13 protein-coding genes are annotated in these 17,132 nt (G+C 64.1%); 6 read left to right on the forward strand and 7 right to left on the reverse strand.

Annotated elements, in window-relative coordinates; genetic code table 11:
* Positions 1 to 99 precede the first annotated feature (99 nt).
* Complete coding sequence (locus HU764_RS25920; protein WP_186703082.1) at positions 100 to 5,202, reverse strand: trifunctional serine/threonine-protein kinase/ATP-binding protein/sensor histidine kinase; 5,103 nt, start codon at positions 5,200 to 5,202, stop codon at positions 100 to 102.
* 244 nt (positions 5,203 to 5,446) lie between these two features.
* On the opposite strand from HU764_RS25920, the gene HU764_RS25925 reads away from it, so the two are divergent.
* On the forward strand, positions 5,447 to 6,439 hold the full coding sequence (locus HU764_RS25925) for a response regulator (RefSeq protein ID WP_186681450.1): 993 nt from the start codon (positions 5,447 to 5,449) through the stop codon (positions 6,437 to 6,439).
* A gap of 29 nt (positions 6,440 to 6,468) precedes the next feature.
* Positions 6,469 to 6,822, forward strand: coding sequence for a response regulator (locus HU764_RS25930; protein ID WP_186681496.1), 354 nt, complete (start codon positions 6,469 to 6,471; stop codon positions 6,820 to 6,822).
* A gap of 100 nt (positions 6,823 to 6,922) precedes the next feature.
* Here HU764_RS25930 and HU764_RS25935 read toward each other — a convergent pair whose 3' ends face one another.
* On the reverse strand, positions 6,923 to 8,410 hold the full coding sequence (locus HU764_RS25935) for a YifB family Mg chelatase-like AAA ATPase (RefSeq protein ID WP_027592198.1): 1,488 nt from the start codon (positions 8,408 to 8,410) through the stop codon (positions 6,923 to 6,925).
* Between the two features lie 256 nt (positions 8,411 to 8,666).
* Here HU764_RS25935 and HU764_RS25940 point away from each other — a divergent pair, with 256 nt between their 5' ends.
* The gene (locus HU764_RS25940) at positions 8,667 to 10,694 is read left to right on the forward strand and encodes a DUF4034 domain-containing protein (RefSeq protein ID WP_186703083.1); all 2,028 of its coding nucleotides are present in this window, start codon (positions 8,667 to 8,669) and stop codon (positions 10,692 to 10,694) included.
* Between the two features lie 3 nt (positions 10,695 to 10,697).
* On the opposite strand, the gene HU764_RS25945 is transcribed toward HU764_RS25940, so the two are convergent.
* Positions 10,698 to 10,958, reverse strand: a complete 261-nt coding sequence (locus HU764_RS25945; RefSeq protein ID WP_085272187.1) for an accessory factor UbiK family protein — start codon at positions 10,956 to 10,958, stop codon at positions 10,698 to 10,700.
* 385 nt (positions 10,959 to 11,343) lie between these two features.
* Between HU764_RS25945 and glnK the strand changes: the two genes are divergently transcribed.
* The 3 genes from glnK to sutA all read left to right on the forward strand — a co-directional run bounded on the left by glnK (position 11,344) and on the right by sutA (position 13,819).
* A complete protein-coding gene (glnK, locus tag HU764_RS25950) occupies positions 11,344 to 11,682 on the forward strand; it encodes a P-II family nitrogen regulator (protein WP_002555808.1) in 339 nt (112 codons plus the stop codon).
* A gap of 47 nt (positions 11,683 to 11,729) precedes the next feature.
* Positions 11,730 to 13,061 carry an ammonium transporter gene (locus HU764_RS25955; RefSeq protein WP_027592203.1) on the forward strand — a complete coding sequence of 444 codons (1,332 nt, stop codon included), beginning with the start codon at positions 11,730 to 11,732 and terminating at the stop codon, positions 13,059 to 13,061.
* A 431-nt stretch (positions 13,062 to 13,492) separates the two neighbouring features.
* Positions 13,493 to 13,819 (forward strand): transcriptional regulator SutA, encoded by a 327-nt coding sequence (sutA, locus tag HU764_RS25960; protein WP_027592204.1) that lies wholly within the window; start codon positions 13,493 to 13,495, stop codon positions 13,817 to 13,819.
* A 166-nt stretch (positions 13,820 to 13,985) separates the two neighbouring features.
* Here sutA and HU764_RS25965 read toward each other — a convergent pair whose 3' ends face one another.
* From HU764_RS25965 to dapF, 4 genes are read right to left on the reverse strand one after another with little or no spacing between them, the layout of a single operon-like run.
* Complete coding sequence (locus HU764_RS25965; RefSeq protein ID WP_186703084.1) at positions 13,986 to 14,681, reverse strand: HAD family hydrolase; 696 nt, start codon at positions 14,679 to 14,681, stop codon at positions 13,986 to 13,988.
* Complete coding sequence (gene xerC, locus HU764_RS25970) at positions 14,678 to 15,577, reverse strand: tyrosine recombinase XerC (protein ID WP_186703085.1); 900 nt, start codon at positions 15,575 to 15,577, stop codon at positions 14,678 to 14,680. Before xerC ends, HU764_RS25965 begins: the two co-directional genes overlap by 4 nt.
* The gene (locus HU764_RS25975) at positions 15,577 to 16,287 is read right to left on the reverse strand and encodes a DUF484 family protein (RefSeq protein ID WP_099430767.1); all 711 of its coding nucleotides are present in this window, start codon (positions 16,285 to 16,287) and stop codon (positions 15,577 to 15,579) included. Before HU764_RS25975 ends, xerC begins: the two co-directional genes overlap by 1 nt.
* Positions 16,288 to 16,300: 13 nt before the next feature.
* Entirely contained in the window at positions 16,301 to 17,131 is an 831-nt protein-coding gene (dapF, locus tag HU764_RS25980) for a diaminopimelate epimerase (protein ID WP_027592208.1), read from the reverse strand.
* Position 17,132: the final 1 nt, after the last annotated feature.

Raw genomic sequence — 17,132 nt, forward strand, 5'->3', positions numbered from 1 at the left:
GCGGTGATGCCGTCCACTATCTACGTGGGATGTTTCCCAAAATATTTCGATGTTGGGTTGGAGCTGCTGCGCAGCCATTCGCGGATAGGCTAAAACAGGTCAATCATCCGCCCGAACCGGCACCGTCAACCTGATCCGGCACCCGCCCAACTCCGAAACCTGAGCCTGCAACTGCCCACCATGGGCCTGAATCACCGAGCTGCAGATCGCCAGCCCCATCCCCAGTCCGCCACTCTTGGTGGTGTAGAACGCACCAAACACCCGCTCCAGCTCCTCTGGCGCAATCCCTGGCCCATTGTCGTCCACGCAAATCTCCACCCCCGCCTCGACCACGGCAGACGTGATGCGCAACAGGCCATCGTCGCGGAACCCCGCCAGCGCTTCCAGGGCATTGGTGATCAGGTTGTAGATCAGCTGCTGCAACTGCACAGGGTCGGCCATGAGGCTCGTCGCGGCCTGCAGCCGGGTTTGCACCTTCACGCCGCCTTTCAAGGCATCCGAGGATGTCAGGCGCACCACTTCCAGAATCAGCGCATCGAGCTTCACCGGCTTGAGTTGCATCGGCGACTGTTTGGCCAGCGACCGCAGTGCGCGGACGATGTTGGCTGCCCGTTCACTGTCGTTGCGGATATCTTCCAGGCCGGCGATGGCTTCTTCCAGGTCGGGCTGGCCGCGCTTGAGCCAGCGCAGGCTGGCGGCCGCATTGGCGGCGATGCCGAGCAGGGGCTGGCTGATCTCGTGGGCGATGGAGGCGGACAACTCGTTCATCACCTGCAGGTGCGCGCTGCGGGCAAGCTCTGCACGTGAGCGGCGCAGCTCGGCCTCCATCTGCGCGCGGCTCTGGTTGTCCTCGGCCAGGCGCGTATAGAACTTGGCCGTTTGCAGCGATACCGCAGCCTGCGAAGCGAGAATCTCCAGCATGGCCAGGCGCTGGCTGCCGAACAGGTTCGGCACCAGGCGGTTTTCCAGGTAGACCAGGCCGATCAGCACACCCTGCAGCAGCAGCGGCAGGCACAGCACCGAGCGGGCGTTGCGTGCGTGCAGCTCCTGGCGAAACGCTTCTGGGCAGTCGCTGAGGGCGTCGTTCAACACCATGGGTTTCTTGGTGCGCAGGGTGGCATTGATGATCGACAGCGGCGCCTGGGTCAGGAACTTCTGGCAATTGTCCATGCGCACGTGCAGACCGGCATCGTCGATGTAGGCCAGCGCGGCCATCTGGAACTCGGCGCCGCTGACGATCAGCAGGGCACCGTGGTCGGCGCCGGAGTGCTGGGTCAGGTGGCCCATCAAGGTTTCGATCAGGCCCTCTAGCAATACCTCTTCGGACAGCGCGCGCGCGGCTTCCAGGCCGACTTCCAGGTCGAGCCTGGCCTGGCTGGCAGAGCGGTAGGTCTCCTGCACGGGCTGGGTGCGCAGGAACGGGTGCAGGGTTTCGAGCTGGCGCACCTTACCCGTAGCACCCCAGATGTGGAAGCAGTCACGGGCAATGCGCAGGTGCAGGTTGGCGCCAGAGATCAAGCCACTGGGGATGCACACTTCAGCCAGTTGCTCGTGGGCCAGGGCCTGCTCATGGATGAAGCCGGCGGCCGTGGCGGCGATCTGGGCCTGGTCGAAGCAGCGGATGGCAGCCAGGCCATCGCCGCTGAGCTTGGCGATCACGCCCTCGATCAGCAGAAGCTTGTTGCGGAAGGTGACCGGGTTGAAGCTCGCCCACGCAGCAAAGCGCTCGCGCAATTCGTGCAGCGCAGCCAATTTGCCCATCGCGCTGCCCGGGGCTTCCGGGCTGCCCAGGGTCAGGCCGCGGAACAGGTGGTAGTCGGCCAGGTTGATGTGTGCAGGGGCGGCCCAGGCATGGCTGCCGGCGCTGGCGAGTAGGTGTACGGCCTGATTGATATCGCCCAGGTAAAAGGCCGACATGCCGGCGTAGAGGTGCTTGAAGAACAGCGTGGTGCAGGACTTTATGCTGTGCACGCGGGCTTCGGCAGGCGCTTCGCACCCCGAGCGCGACGCAAGGCCGACTCTGCCACTGCTGCCGGTCATGACAGCGACGAACGCTTGCTGGGCCAAGAGGATGTGTTCGACATCGCTGTAGCCGTAGCCGCGAACGGTGCCCAACCCTTGCTCCACTTCGCCGCTGACTTCCTGCAAGGGTTGGCCCATGAACAGTGAGTCGGAAACCAGGTGATTGCGGGCATAGCAGGCCATCGCCAGGTCGCCGCTCAGGCGCGGCGATTCGACCGCTTCCAGTGCCGTGCGCCGGGCAAACTCCATCGGCGCGGTCCAGGCGCTGACCTGGTCGAGCGCGAGCAGGGCGCTGGTCAAGTCGGCCTCGAAACCGTGCCGCTCGATCAGCTTGAGCGCCGCCAGGCAATAAGCATGGCCGTCATGGTAGGCGGCAAAGCGCTCGGCCGCCATCACGCCGAACCAGGCCAGGCCATAAGTACTGCCGGGGGCGACGCCGTGGAGCAATGACAGCTCCATGATCTTGGCCAGGTGCAGGAAGCAGAGGTCGTCCTTGACGAAGAACGATGATGAAAGGGTCGCCAGCAGCGCGATTGCCACCGCCGCGTCTTCCGAATCGGCCCTGGGCAACGATTCCAGGCAATGACGGCCCTTGTTCTCGATCAGGGCGTGGACACGGCCATAGGCTGCCTCGACTTGCTCGGGGTGGATGCCCTGGGCAAGCGTGATGCCCAACAGCTCAAGGCCGCCGATGGCGCACGCGATGGCGGCTGGGTAGTCCGAACGCAAGGTATGCAGGCGTGCTTCAAGCTTGCATACCCGGGCCTTGTCGAGCGCCGATAGCGCACGCTGGTGGCATTCGAGGATGCGAACTTCGGCTTGTGGCATGCGTGACAGTTGCATGTCGCACTCTGCGGCCAGGCAGGCGATGGTAAAGGCGTGGTTCGCCTGGCTGCCGAGCGTGATGCCGAGGCGCAGCAGTTCGTCGGCCGCCTGCAGGTAGCCGGCGGCCTGCTCATAGGCGGCATTGTCGCGCGCCCGCAACGCGGCCTCCTGCAGCAGCACCAGAAACCCTTCGCAGTCGCTGGCAGCAAATGCATGCGGGCTGGCCAACTGCACCTGGTTGGCGATTTCGAACACCGCGTCGTGTTGAGCCGTTTGCCAGGCCGCCCGCATGGTTTGGGCAATATGCGCGTGCAGCGCCGGCCGCTCGCGCGATGGGGTGAGTGCGTAGGCGGCGTCCAGTACGCGATCATGCGAGAACACCAGCGCCTTGTGCCCCGGCAGCAGGAAGCCCGCGCCAATCAATGCCTTGAGCTGTTCGGCCAGTTGCTCGGCGGGCAGTGGCAGCATGCGGCGCAGCAGGCGTTCGTCGCATCGGCCACCCGCGGCGCTGGCAAAGCGCAGCACAGTGCGCTGGGCTTCAGGCAGGCGTGCCAGGCGATGGACCATCAGGTCGGCGACGTTGTCGGCATAGCGGTGTTGCGCTACTGCTGGCAGCGACCACGACCAGCGCATGGTCTGGGTGTCGAAGGTGAACAACTGGTCCTCGACCATCGCCCCGAGGATCTGGTGGATGAAGAACGGGTTGCCAGCGGTCTTCGCATGCACCAGCTCGGCGAGCTGCAAGGCAGCGTCAGGCGCGGCGTGGTAGCGCTCGCTGATCATCTCCATCACGGCGCCGACGGTGAGGGGGCGTAGGTCTAGGGTGGTGCTACGGATGGACGCCGGGGTAACCAGGGGCTTGCTGCCGGGTGGTGCATCGCTGCGCCGGGCGAAGATCAACAGCAGGTTGCTGGGTGCTTGCTCCAGCAGCTCATCAAGCAAGTGCAGCGTGGCGTCGTCAGCCCACTGCATGTCATCGAGAAACAGCGCCAATGGGCGCCCGGGGCGGCTGAACACCTGCAGGAATTCGACGATCGCTCGCAGCTCTTTCTGCAAGGCCAGCCGTGTGGGCTTTTCCGGGAACTCGGCCATGGGGCCGATCACCAGCTTCAAGTCTGGGGCCAGCTTGCCCAGCAAACGGCCGCGCCCTTTGATGCGCCGCAGAATTTCACGGCGCAGCGCGTCAAGGTCATCGCGGTTCTTGGCCAGCAATTGGGTGGTCAGCGAACCGAGAATCTCGATCCAGGGCCCATAGGGCACCGCCCGTTCCAGGCTGTTGCACTTGCCACTGGCCCAATAACCCTCGGCGCCGCCCTTGAGCGCTGCCTGTACCAGGCTGGACTTGCCCATGCCGGTAGCGCCCTTGATGAACAGGGCCTGGGGCGCGCTGTCGCGGCGCAATGCCTTGAGCAGCAGGGTGATGACCTTCTGCTCGGCTGTGCGGCCATAAAGGCGTTCGTGGTTGGGCGAAAGGGGGTCAGCGCTGCCAGGCTCGAAATCTTCGATGGCCTGGGCCGCCAGCCACTGCCGCTGGCAGTGAGCAAAGTCCACCGCCAGCGCACGGGCGGTCTGGTAGCGGGCATCGGGCTCTTTGGCCAGGGCCTTGGCGAGGATGCGGCTGAGCGGCTGCGGCACGCGGTTGTCGACCTCGATGGCCGCCCGTGGCTGCACGCCGGCATGCAGCTGGCGCCAGTGCAGTGTGTCGCGCCCGGCGAGCGGCAACTCGCCCAGCAAAAGCTGGTACAGGATGGCACCCAGCGCATAGATATCGCTGCGTTGGTCGCTGCTGGAGCCGAGGGGGCAGATCTGTTCCGGCGCCAGGTAGGACCAGTTGCCGATGGGGGCGCCTTGCTCGCTGATGAGCGAGTGCGCATCCGCGCGAAACCCGCCAAGCCTCACCCGCTGCGCGTGCTGCACGCAGATATGCGCGGGTTGCAAGGCACCGTGCAGTACGTTGGCAGCGTGTGCCAGCGCCAATGCTGATGCGGCTTTGACGGCGATGTCGAGGAAGCCGGGGAGCGCTGCCGGGCCTTGAGCGATGAGGTCGGCGACCGAGCGGCCGCCCGTATACACCAGCAGCGGCCCTTCAGCCGAACGCACGTAGGCCGAGGGCATCACCGCCCACTCCGGGTCGAGGCGCAGGCGATAATCGCGCTCCAGGCGCTGGCAGGCAGCAGGGGATTCGATCGGGGCCCGCACAGCGATCCAGGCCTGCCCCGTGCCGGGGTCACACAGGCGGAAGTAGGTCAGCTCGCCTTCCTGCCCCAGGCGAGTGATGTCGCACCGATTCAACCAGCCCTCGTCGATTGACTGGTCATAATCGATGGGCCTGTAAGCGAGGCGTTCATCGAGCATCAAGCACCCCCTGCTAACCACATCCAAGGGCGCGAGTATACGCAGCGATCCCCCCGCGCATGCGCGGGCCAGACGGCTTGGCAGGAACGGGAACCATCTTGACCGTTATCGTCCCCTTGGCCGTGGCGGGCGCTTGTATAGTCCAAGGCCAACCTATCCCTCGGGATAATTGTATGAATGCGGGCGCTGGCCTAGATTGCACGGGGCTGCGCAACCGCCCGGACCCGTGAGACTCGAGAAGACCATGATCCGATTTGGCAATGCCCAGGTGTCGCTGGAGCGACGAGAAGCGTTTCTCGACGGCAAGCCGATCGTGTTGGGCGGGCGCGCTTTCGAGGTGCTGGCAACACTGATCCGCGCCAAAGGCCGTGTGGTTGGCAAGGACGAGCTGTTCAGCCAGGTGTGGGCCGGCACGGTGGTCGAAGACAACAACCTGCAGGTGCAGATCTCCTTGTTGCGCAAGGCGTTCGGTGACCGCGGCCTGATCCAGACCGTGCCACGCCGCGGCTATCGGCTGGCATCTGAAGTGGCCCTCGACCTGCCGGCGAGACCCTTGAGCAACGCTTCGCTAGCCTTCGACCTCGATACGGCTGAGCCCGCGGCTGATTGCGCAGCGGTGCCCGTGCTGGTGGTGGATGACGACCCATCGGTGCTCAACGCCTTGGGGCGCCTCTTTCGCTCGCACGACATTGTGCATCGCCTGTACGCCTCGGCTGAGGCGCTGCTTGAAGCGCATGCCGACACGCCTTATGCCTGCCTGTTGCTGGACATGAACCTGCCTGAGGCCAGCGGTTTGGAGCTGCAGGCGATGGTGCGTCGGCTCGACCTGCCCTGGCCGATCGTGTTCATGACCGGCCACGGCACTATTCCCATGACCGTTCAGGCGATGCGTGCGGGTGCTGTGGAGTTCCTGACCAAGCCCTTTGATGAGACGCAATTGCTGACCCTGCTGACGGCGCTGCGTGCCCGTGCGCTGACGGCTGGGCGCGCGTGGCGGCATACACGGCAAGTCAGGGAAAAGTACGCGCGCCTGACCCAACGTGAGCGGCAGGTGTTCGCGCTGGTGGTCGGCGGGTTGTCGCACAAACAGATTGCCAAAGAGATTGGCACCAGCGAGGTGACGACCAAGGTGCACAAAAAGAACATCATGAACAAGATGCAGTCCCGCTCGCTGGTCGAACTGGTCGCCATGCACAACGTGCTCGAGGCCCGTGCCGAGGGCCAGGGCGCCGCATGAACCCCGAGGTTGAACGCGACAGGGCGTGGGTGTGCATCGTCGACGATGATGCGTCTGTGCGCAAAAGCCTGGCCAACCTGCTGCGAGCGACAGGCTTCGGCGCATTGCTGTTTGGTTCGGGCGAAGAGTTCTTGGCCTCGACGCTGGCGCGCGAGGCCGGGTGTGCGTTGCTGGACTTGAAGATGCCTGGGCTTTCCGGGCTAGATGTGCTGCGTGAGCTGGCGCGCAGGGGCTGGCGGCTGCCGGTCGTCTGCATGTCGGCGCATTGGGACGACATGGCGCTGAAGGCTGCGCAGCGCCATGGGGCGGTGGCGTGCCTGGGCAAGCCGTTTTCTGAAGAGGCGTTGCTGGCGGCGGTTGAGGCGGCGTTGGTCGACCGATAACGCCGCACAGCCTCCCCCGGGCGGAGGCGGGCGCTGTACGTGTAGGCGCGGCCTTGCGTCGCGATGGGCCGCAAAGCGGCCCCAAAATCGCGGATTCAGATCAGCTCCCAGGCCGATACTGCAGCGCCTCGGCCAGGTGCGCCCTGGTAATCGACGCCACACCTTCCAGATCCGCCAGCGTGCGTGCCACTTTCAGCAGCCGATGGGCCGCGCGCAACGACAGGGTCAACCGCTCGCAGGCTGTCTCCAGCCAGGCTTGGTCCGCCGCCTCCAGCGGGCAATGGCGGCGCAAGCCGTTGAGGTCGAGAAAGGCATTTGCGCACCCTTGTCGGCGTTGCTGCAGCTCGCGTGCTTCGGCCACCCGTTCGGCGACAGCGGCGCTGGTCTCGCCGCTGGGTTGGTTGTTGAGGGTGGTGGTTTCACGCGCCACGGTCAGGTGCAGGTCGATGCGGTCCAGCAGTGGCCCCGACAGTTTGTTGCGATAGCGCTGGATCTGCTCGGTGCTGCAGCGGCAGCGGCCGGTAGGGTCGCCCAGATAGCCACAAGGGCAGGGGTTCATCGCGGCCACCAACTGGAACCGCGCAGGGAAACGTACCTTGTCCCGGGCCCTTGCAATCACGATCTCTCCGGACTCGAGCGGCTCGCGCAATACCTCCAGCACACGCCGCTCAAATTCGGGCAGTTCATCGAGAAACAGCACACCATGGTGAGCCAAGGTGATCTCGCCGGGTTGCGGCCGACTGCTACCGCCTACCAGCGCAGGGCCCGAGGCTGAGTGGTGTGGGTGGCGGAACGGGCGTTGCGGCCAGCTGTTCAACGGCGCATGGCCGCTGACTGACTGAATGGCTGCCACCTCCAGCGCTTCGCGCTCGTCCAGTGGCGGCAACAGCCCTGGCAGGCGGCTGGCAAGCAAGGTCTTGCCGGTGCCAGGCGGGCCGGTAAACAGCAGGTTATGGGCCCCGGCGGCCGCCAGCAGCAAGGCGCGCTTGGCCGCGATTTGGCCCTGTACCTCGCTGAGGTCGGGGTAGGGCCGGCTGTTCAAGACCAGGCCATTGGCGGCATACGGCGGCAAGGGCACTTGGCCGTTCAGGTGGGCGACCAGCTCCAGCAGGTGCCCGACGGCATACACCACCAGCCCGCCTGCCAGGCTTGCTTCCTCGGCGTTCTCCCGCGGGACTACCAGCGCCCGGCCTGCTTCCCGTGCCGCCAGCGCCGCCGGTAGCACGCCCTGCACGGGGCGCAACTGGCCGGACAGCGCCAGTTCGCCAAGGCATTCGATGTCGCAGAGGGTGGCCACCGGCACCTGCCCGCTCGCGGCGAGGATGCCCAAGGCAATGGCCAGGTCATAACGCCCGCCATCCTTGGGCAGGTCGGCAGGAGCCAGGTTTTGCGTGATGCGCCTGGCTGGGTAATCCAGGCTGGAATTGACGATGGCACTGCGGACCCGGTCTTTGCTTTCCTTGACCGTGGTTTCGGGCAGGCCGACCAGGGTCAGGTGGGGAAGGCCGTTGGCCAGGTGAGTTTCGACGCTGACCGCCGGTGCCTGCACGCCGACCTGGGCGCGGCTGTGGACGAGAGCAAGTGACATGGACGCTCCATTGTCGCGGAATGGGGCCGCTTCCTGCGGCTTGGGCAAGCTTAGCGGCGACTGCCACGATCAGCGCAATAAGTGTGCGTCCTGGTTTTTCAGGTCAGGTATTTCCCCTGGGTTTTCTTAGAATCCGACACAAATGGATCCAATTATTTTTGCGCAGATCCAGGGTATGGCTTAGTGTTGAAGGGCTACTGTGATTGCCATGGGATGGCAACACAACTTCCTACAAATGGACTTGAGGTATTGCCCCGTGCAAACGCTCACTCGCACTCGCCAGGCAATCCGTGAACTGGTGCAGGCCAGTGCATTCGTTGAACTCAACCGCTTCTTCGACATCCTCGAAGTGCGCTGGCGGCAGTCGCCGCCCGGCGAGTTCCCGGCCTACCTGGAGGCCGTCGAAGGATACATGCTGGTCGATTGGGACAGCCAGGGTGACAAGGCCCTGACGCAGATCCTCAAGGCCTGGATCGATGCCTGCCCCAAGGCCTATCACCCTCAGGTGGTGATGGGCTTTCATTGTTTCAGCCGGGCCTGCCATATCCGCGAGTCTGCCAACACCGAGCCCATCAGCGCCGAGCGTCGGCTGGCGGCGGAACAGGTTTGCGAGATTGGCGCGGCGCACCTGCTGCGTGCCATGGGGCGCTCAAACCAACCCGTGGCAGCGGCGATCGGCATGCTGAAGATCAGCGCGCATTTCGCGGAGCCAGGCTGGTTGCTGGGCCTGTTCGACGGCCAGCCGGTGCGCTTCAGCCCCTGTGCTCAGGCCGACGTGGAGGTGCAAGAGGCTGCAGCGCCGCTGCTGGTGAAATACGGCCTGCTACCTCTGGCCGAACTACCTCAGGCCTTACCGGCGTGCCTGTGCGAGCGGGCCGAGCAGGGGCGAGAAAACGTCCAGCACTATTGGCTGCATCAAGCACTTGGCGCATTCCCCGGCTGTTTCGAAGCGATTCAGGCTTATGCAACCTACCTGTTGCCCTGCTGGGGAGGCAGTGACGCCGCGATCGACGCCCTGGCCATTGGGCCGCTGTGTGAGCGTTGGCCCGAGGAACAGCGTAATGCACTGCGCTGGCTGGCTATCGAGGACCAGCTCGAACTGCCGCATGCCGGCCAGTCGCAGTCGATCGCTGTGTGGCTGCAGGTCTTCAAGGCGTGGTCGCTGCGAGCACTCAGGCCCAGGGAGCGTGCCACCTTGCTGGCCTGGCGTGGTGCTTTGCGTGGTTGTGCTCAGCAGGATTACGCCGGCGCCCTGCGCGATTTTGCCGTCAGTGTAAATCTTTACCCTGACCTTGGGTTCGTCCCGGGCATCGGCCAGCCCTTCCGTAGTTTTGTCTGCGTCATGCTGTTCCACGCAGTGAAGGATGACCAGCAGGCCTTTCGTATCGCTATCGAGCAGCTCTGCGCGAGCCGCTCGCACCCCGCCGCCTGTGCGTTGAGGGCGGTTGGGCATGCGTTTGGGCTGTGGGGTTTTCAGTGCTCGAACGAGCAGGCACGTGTGTGGTCACTGGCTGCGGTAAAGCGCCAATGTGGCCGCCAAGGGCCGGGTTTGGACGTGCTTGAAGTGCCACGCCTGCTCTGGGCTGCCAACCAGCACGAGGCAGCGTTCTACCTTTATGAACGCTGTGCCGAGCTGAGCCTGCCAGAGGCTGCCCTTAGCCTTCATGACCTGCACCGAGGCGCGCTGCCCAACACCCCCGCGCAGTACCTGGACGCGAGTGCTGCCGACTATTGGTTGTTGCGCGCGGTAGAGACCGGTTGCAAGCAGGCGAAATACACCTTGGCCTGCCGTCGCATGCAAAGCGCAGAAGCCTTGAATGAGCGCAGTGCCATGTTGGCCGTCAGGCGATTGTTGAACGATGCGTTGGGCGATATGCAGACCGCTGCCAGTGCGCGTCTGCAGCTGGGTATTCTGCTGCGTCAGTTCGGCGAACCGCAGGAACAGGCCGAAGCCGTCGACTACTTGCAGGCGCTGGTCGAGCACCCGGACGCCAGTATTGCCGCTCGCGCCAGTGCTGAACTAGGGCTGGCCTGGATGCAAGGGCAGGGCACGCGCAAGCAAAGCCGCTTCGCCGCCATCGAGTGGATCAACCGTGCGGTCGCATTGCAGCCGGCGGATAACGACATCGAGCATATCCAGGCTGAGATACTCAACTCGCACAACCGGGTGAAGACGCTGTTCACCTTGTGCGGCGCGACGCTGTTCCGCGGCACACTGCACGCCAGCGAGTTACCGCCGAAACCAGGTAATCGGCGCGAGGATCGATTGCAGGCCTCCGCCTGAGCCTTATTCGCTGGGCGGCGCCATCCGCGCTTCCAGCTCAGCGACTTGCTTCTCCAGGGCCTCCAGGCGGGCGCGGGTACGGGCCAGCACGACCATCTGGCTGTCGAATTCGTCGCGGCTGACCAGGTCCAGCTTGCTGAAGGCACCCTGCATCAGCACTTTGAACTGGCTTTCCAGTTCGGCGCGGGGCTGGGCGGTATCGCTGCTGAACAGGCGTGAGGCCTGGTCGCTCAGGGCATCGAGAAGGGCTTTGGGCGCGAGCATGTTCGGCTGTCCACTGAAACTGAAAAATGACCCGCAGTGTAACACGCAGCAAAACGCGGTTTGGCCAGTGAGCAAGCAGTGCGCACTGCACATTTTTCGCGCAGTGGGCCAAGCCGGCGCGCACCGAAATCGTGCATCTTTTCAATGCTGGCGACTGGCCAATCCCGACTATTTCGTGCAACTCGCTGTTTTCTGGCGTTTTAGTGGAACTGGCAAGGTTTCTGCAATGACCTGTACGAGCCATGCACTGATGCAGTTCCTTGTGACCAGGCAGTGCGCACGCGGAGCCGGATGCCGACGACGCGTTACAAAGCCAACCGCTGCGCTTAGACTTGAGACGGGTTTGTTTTCCTGGGGCAAGTCCACCAAATCGGGAGAGAGTTTCATGAAGCTAGTCACAGCCATCATCAAGCCGTTCAAGCTGGACGACGTGCGCGAGTCACTGTCGGAAATCGGCGTGCAGGGCATCACCGTCACTGAAGTCAAAGGCTTCGGTCGGCAGAAGGGCCACACCGAGTTGTATCGCGGTGCTGAATACGTGGTCGACTTCCTGCCCAAGGTGAAGATCGACGTCGCCATCGACGACAAGGACCTTGATCGGGTAATCGAAGCCATCACCAAGGCAGCCAACACCGGCAAGATCGGTGACGGCAAGATCTTCGTGGTGAATCTGGAGCAGGCGATCCGCATCCGTACCGGCGAAACCGATACCGACGCGATCTAAGTAACAAAAAAAGCCTCACCAAACCCAACGCCCCAGGAGAAAACAACATGACTCTGCGTAAGATCGCAGGGCTAGGAGCCCTATTGTCCCTCGTAATGCCCGGGCTCGCCCTGGCAGAGGAAGCTGCCCCAGCGCTGAACTCCGGCGACACCGCCTGGATGTTGACCGCTACGGCGCTGGTGCTGTTCATGACCATCCCGGGCCTGGCCCTGTTCTACGGCGGCATGGTGCGTTCCAAGAACGTGCTTTCGGTGATGATGCAGTGCTTCGCGATCACCGGTCTGATGAGCATTCTCTGGGTCGTCTACGGCTACAGCATGGCCTTCGATACCAGTGGTATGGAAAAGGGCGTGCTCAACTTCAATTCCTTCGTCGGTGGCTTCTCCAAGGCATTTCTCAGCGGCGTCACGCCCGACAGCCTGACTTCGGCCACCGCGTTGTTCCCTGAGGCGGTGTTCATCACCTTCCAGATGACCTTCGCCATCATCACGCCGGCGCTGATCGTCGGTGCCTTCGCCGAACGCATGAAGTTCTCCGCGATGCTGGTATTCATGGGCATCTGGTTCACCCTGGTGTACGCACCGATCGCGCACATGGTGTGGAGCGGTGATGGCGCACTGATGTGGGACTGGGGCGTGCTGGACTTCGCCGGCGGCACCGTGGTGCACATCAACGCAGGTATCGCTGGCCTGGTGTGCTGCCTGGTGCTGGGCAAGCGCAAAGGCTACCCGACCACGCCGATGGCCCCGCACAACCTGGGCTACACCCTGATGGGCGCAGCGATGCTGTGGATCGGCTGGTTCGGCTTCAACGCAGGTTCTGCCGCCGCCGCCAACGGCACGGCTGGCATGGCCATGCTGGTGACCCAGATCGCCACCGCCGCTGCGGCCTTGGGCTGGATGTTTGCCGAGTGGCTTGGCCACGGCAAGCCGAGTGCCCTGGGCATCGCCTCGGGTGTGGTCGCCGGCCTGGTCGCAATCACGCCTGCCGCAGGCACCGTGGGCCCGATGGGCGCCCTGGTGATCGGCCTGGCTTCGGGTGTGATCTGCTACTTCTGCGCCACTAGCTTGAAGCGCAAGCTGGGCTATGACGATTCGCTGGATGCCTTCGGCGTACACGGTATCGGCGGTATCGTCGGCGCCATCCTTACCGGTGTGTTCGCCGCACCGGCCCTGGGCGGCTTCGGCACGGTCACCGATATCGGCATGCAGGTCTGGATCCAGGCCAAAGGCGTGATTTTCACCGTGGTCTACACCGCCATCGTCACCTACGTGATCCTCAAGGTGCTGGACCTGGTGATGGGCCTGCGGGTCAACGAAGAAGAAGAGTCGGTCGGCCTCGACCTGGCTCAGCACAACGAACGCGGCTACAACCTGTAACTGCGACGCGGTAAAAACTTGCCCGGTTCGCCGGGCATTTTTTCGTCTGATTTTTGCCATTTCCCGCACGGCAAACGGTTTATCCGTCACGTTCGCGACGTAGGCAGAAAACTTACAAGATGCCGAGCGTTTATGGAGCTTTGCTTTTTCCACGGGCGCGCTAGAATGCGCGCCGAAGGGTGTTTGACATGCAGTCCGCACGCTTCCCCAGCCTTTGCTAGGCTTGCCATTAGCGCGTGGCCAGCAGGTGGCTCAAGGATTTCGTCAGGTCCTGCCAGGAGCAGGGCCTGCAGGGTACGACCCTCCCATCAGGAGGTGGATGCCCAAGGCAGTGGCCAACCCACGGCCAGTTGAATTTTCACTGGTGGCTGCCGGTCTACGGCTGCACTGGTCTATAACCAACCTGCTTTTCGCAAGTCATGAGGTAGAACATGAGCGACGATGATCTGGAAAACGACGACCTCGAAGTAGGCGACGATGATGAGGCTGATGAGGGTCTCGAAGCAGCGGCTGACGACGTTGCGGAAGACGCTGGCGAAGACGATAGCCCTGCGCCCACTGCCAAAGGCAAGTCCAAGGCCGCTGTCTCGGTAGACGAGATGCCGAGCATGGAAGCCAAGCAGAAGGAGCGCGATGCGCTGGCCAAAGCGATGGAAGAGTTCCTCTCGCGCGGTGGCAAGGTGCAGGAAGTGGAGGCCAACGTGGTCGCCGATCCGCCCAAGAAGCCGGACAACAAATACGGCAGCCGCCCTATCTGAGTGGTCGCCCACAAAAAAGCCCGCCGTCGCTGCGGGCTTTTTTGTGCGTGTTGGGTTTAGGAGCCCTATCGCCGGCAAGCCAGCTCCCCCAGGATAAAGCTACCTTAGGCGCAGCGCATACCTGTGGGAGCTGGCTTGCCGGCGATGGGCCGCGAAGCGGCCCCTGTCAGCGCCAGCGCGCCATTACCTCAGGCAGTTGCGAAAGCCGCTGGATCTCGGCATCGGGTGCCCGCTCACCGACCCAGGCCTTGCCTTGTGGGTTGAACCACACGGCCCGCAGCCCGGCCCGTTGGGCGCCGGCAATGTCATCGCCGGGGTGGTCACCCACATGCACCGCCGCGCTGGCTTCGACCTCGCCACGTTTCAGCGCCTCGAGAAACGGTGCCGGGTCCGGTTTGCCGATGCCCAGGTCCTCGGCGCACAGGGCAAAGCGGAAGTAGTCCGCCAAGCCCAGGCGGCTCACATCGGCGTTGCCGTTGGTGACCACCCCCAGGGTGTACTGGTGGCGCAGGATTTCCAGCACCGGCTGCACCTCCGGGAAAATTTCCACCTGGTGGCGTGCATGCAGGAACACTTCAAAGCCTTCGTTGGCCAGCGCCTGCGCGTGCTTTTCGCTGTAGCCGACCTCTTCCAGGGCATGGAACAGCACCCGCCGGCGCAGGGCGCTGATACGGTGCTTGAGGCCGGGCTCGGCCTGCACCAGGCGCTCGCGAATGGCGAACAGGTGTTCGACCGGCACGCCGCCGAGGATCGGCGCGTTGGCTTCGAGCCAGTCGCGCAGGACCACTTCAGCGCTGGCAATCACCGGCGCGGTCTCCCACAGGGTGTCATCGAGGTCGAAGGTGATCAGCTTGATGCTCATGAGTCTGTGCCTTTGCTGCGTTTGGCCCGGGGGTGGGCGCTGTCGTACACCGCGGCCAGGTGCTGGAAGTCCAGGTGGGTGTAGATTTGCGTGGTGCTGATGTCGGCATGGCCGAGCATCTCTTGCACCGCACGCAGGTCCTGGGACGATTCCAGCAGATGGCTGGCGAAAGAATGGCGAAGCATGTGCGGGTGCAGGTGCTGGCCCAGCTCACGCTCGCCGGCGACCTTGACCCGCATCTGGATAGCCCGTGGGCTCAAGCGATTGCCTTGGCGCGTGATGAACACGGCGCTGTCGCGTGGGCCGCCGATGCCGCGCAGGCGCAACCACGCCTGCAGGGCCTCGCGGGCTTTACGGCCGACAGGCAGTACGCGCGCCTTGCCACCCTTGCCCAGCACCTGCACCAGCCCGCCGGCAAGGTCGAGGTATTCGAGGTCGAGGCCAGCCAGTTCGGACAAGCGCAGGCCTGACGAATAGAACAGTTCGAGCATGGCCTGGTCACGTCGGGCAATGAAGTCGTCGTCGACGCCGCCATCGAGCAGTTGCAGGGCGCGGTCGGTATCCAGCGTCTTGGGCAGGCGGCGCTCGCCCTTGGGCGCAGACAGGCCGCTGGCCGGGTCGTGCTGGCACAGCCCTTCACGGTTCAGGTATCGGTACAAGCCGCGCACGGCCGACAGCAGGCGCGCCAGGCTGCGCGAGGATTGGCCTTGGTGGTGCTGGCGGGCGATCAACTGGCGTAGCTGCTGGATTTGCAGCGCTTGCCAGCCGGCGATGCCCTGATCGTTGCAGTAGGCAATGACCTTGTCGAGGTCACGGCGGTAAGCCAGCAGGGTGTGCTCGGACACCTGGCGCTCATTGCGCAGGTGTGCGCAATAAGCCTCCAGCTGGCGTTCCATCAGCGCACCGGACGCAGGGTCTGGGTAACGCGCGGCACGACACGGCCCAGCACCTCGGCAATGTAGCCGAGGAACAGGGTGCCGACGCTGCTCTTGTAGTGTTGCGGGTCGCGGCTGCCAATCGCCAGCACGCCGTGCAGCCCTTGGTATTCGAGGGCGGCAACGGCGCTGGAGCCGACTTCGAGGCGCTGATCTTCACCGAACAGGAACGCCAGCTCATGGTCGCGCAGGTTGCCGCTGACCGTTTTGCCGCCCCCCAGCAGGCCGCCGATGGCTTGGTGCGCCTCGGCGTTGCTGACCCAGCGGCCCACTGGCGCGACGTTATCGCCGAACAGGATCAGGCTGACGAAGGGCACCTGAAACTCCTGGCGCAGGCTGTCTTCGACCGCCATCACCACTTCTTCCAGGCTGCCTGCATCGAGCAGGTCGAGGATCAGCCGGCGGGTCTTGTCGAACAGCCGGTCGTTGTCTCGCGCCACGTCCATCAGTTGCGACAGGCGATGGCGCATCTCGATGTTGCGGTCGCGCAGCAGCTTGAGCTGGCGCTCCACCAGCGACACGCTGTCGCCACGCTGGTGGGGGATGCGCTGCTCGACCAGCAGTTCGTCGTGCTCGGCGAAGAAGGTCGGGTGGGCGCGCAGGTACGCGACCACCGCCTCGGCATCGAGCTCGGTGGACTGCTGGGGTACAACCTTGGGCTGATCGGTCATGGCGGTTACTCGCTTAGAGACGAACCTGTCCTTCGTAGACGCGTACGGCCGGGCCGGTCATCAACACGGGCTTGCCGGGGCCGGCCCATTCGATGTGCAGGCGGCCACCCGGCAGGTCGAGGGTCACCGGTGAGTCCATCCAGCCTTGGCTGATAGCCGCCACGGCCGCAGCGCAAGCGCCGGTGCCGCAGGCCTGGGTCTCGCCGGCACCGCGTTCCCAGACCCGCAGGTTGGCACGGTGACGGTCGATGACCTGGATGAAGCCAGCGTTGACCCGCTGCGGGAAGCGCGGATGGTTTTCGATCTTCGGGCCCAGGGCATGCACAGGCGCGGTATGCACGTCATCGACGCGCAACACGGCATGTGGGTTGCCCATGGACACAGCGGCAATGGCGTGAACCTCGCCGTCGACTTCCAGTGGGTAACTCAGTGCCTGCTCGTCGGCGACGAAGGGGATTTCGGCCGGCACCAGGCGCGGCGGGCCCATGTCGACACTCACCTGGCCGTCGTTCTGCACGTCCAGCTCGATGATGCCGCTCTTGGTTTCGACGCGGATGCGCTTTTTCGCGGTCAGGCGCTTGTCCAGCACGAAGCGGGCAAAGCAGCGCGCACCGTTGCCGCACTGTTCGACTTCGGAGCCGTCGGCATTGAAGATCCGGTAGCGGAAGTCCACTTCTGGATTGTTCGGTGCCTCGACGATCAGCAGCTGGTCGAAGCCGATGCCGGTGTGGCGGTCGCCCCATTGCTTGGCATGCTTGGGCTGGATGTGTGCGTGTTGGCTGACCAGGTCGAGGACCATGAAGTCATTGCCCAGCCCATGCATCTTGGTGAAACGCAGCAGCATG

Origin of the sequence: Pseudomonas kermanshahensis, from assembly GCF_014269205.2 — a bacterium.
GTDB lineage: Bacteria > Pseudomonadota > Gammaproteobacteria > Pseudomonadales > Pseudomonadaceae > Aquipseudomonas > Aquipseudomonas kermanshahensis.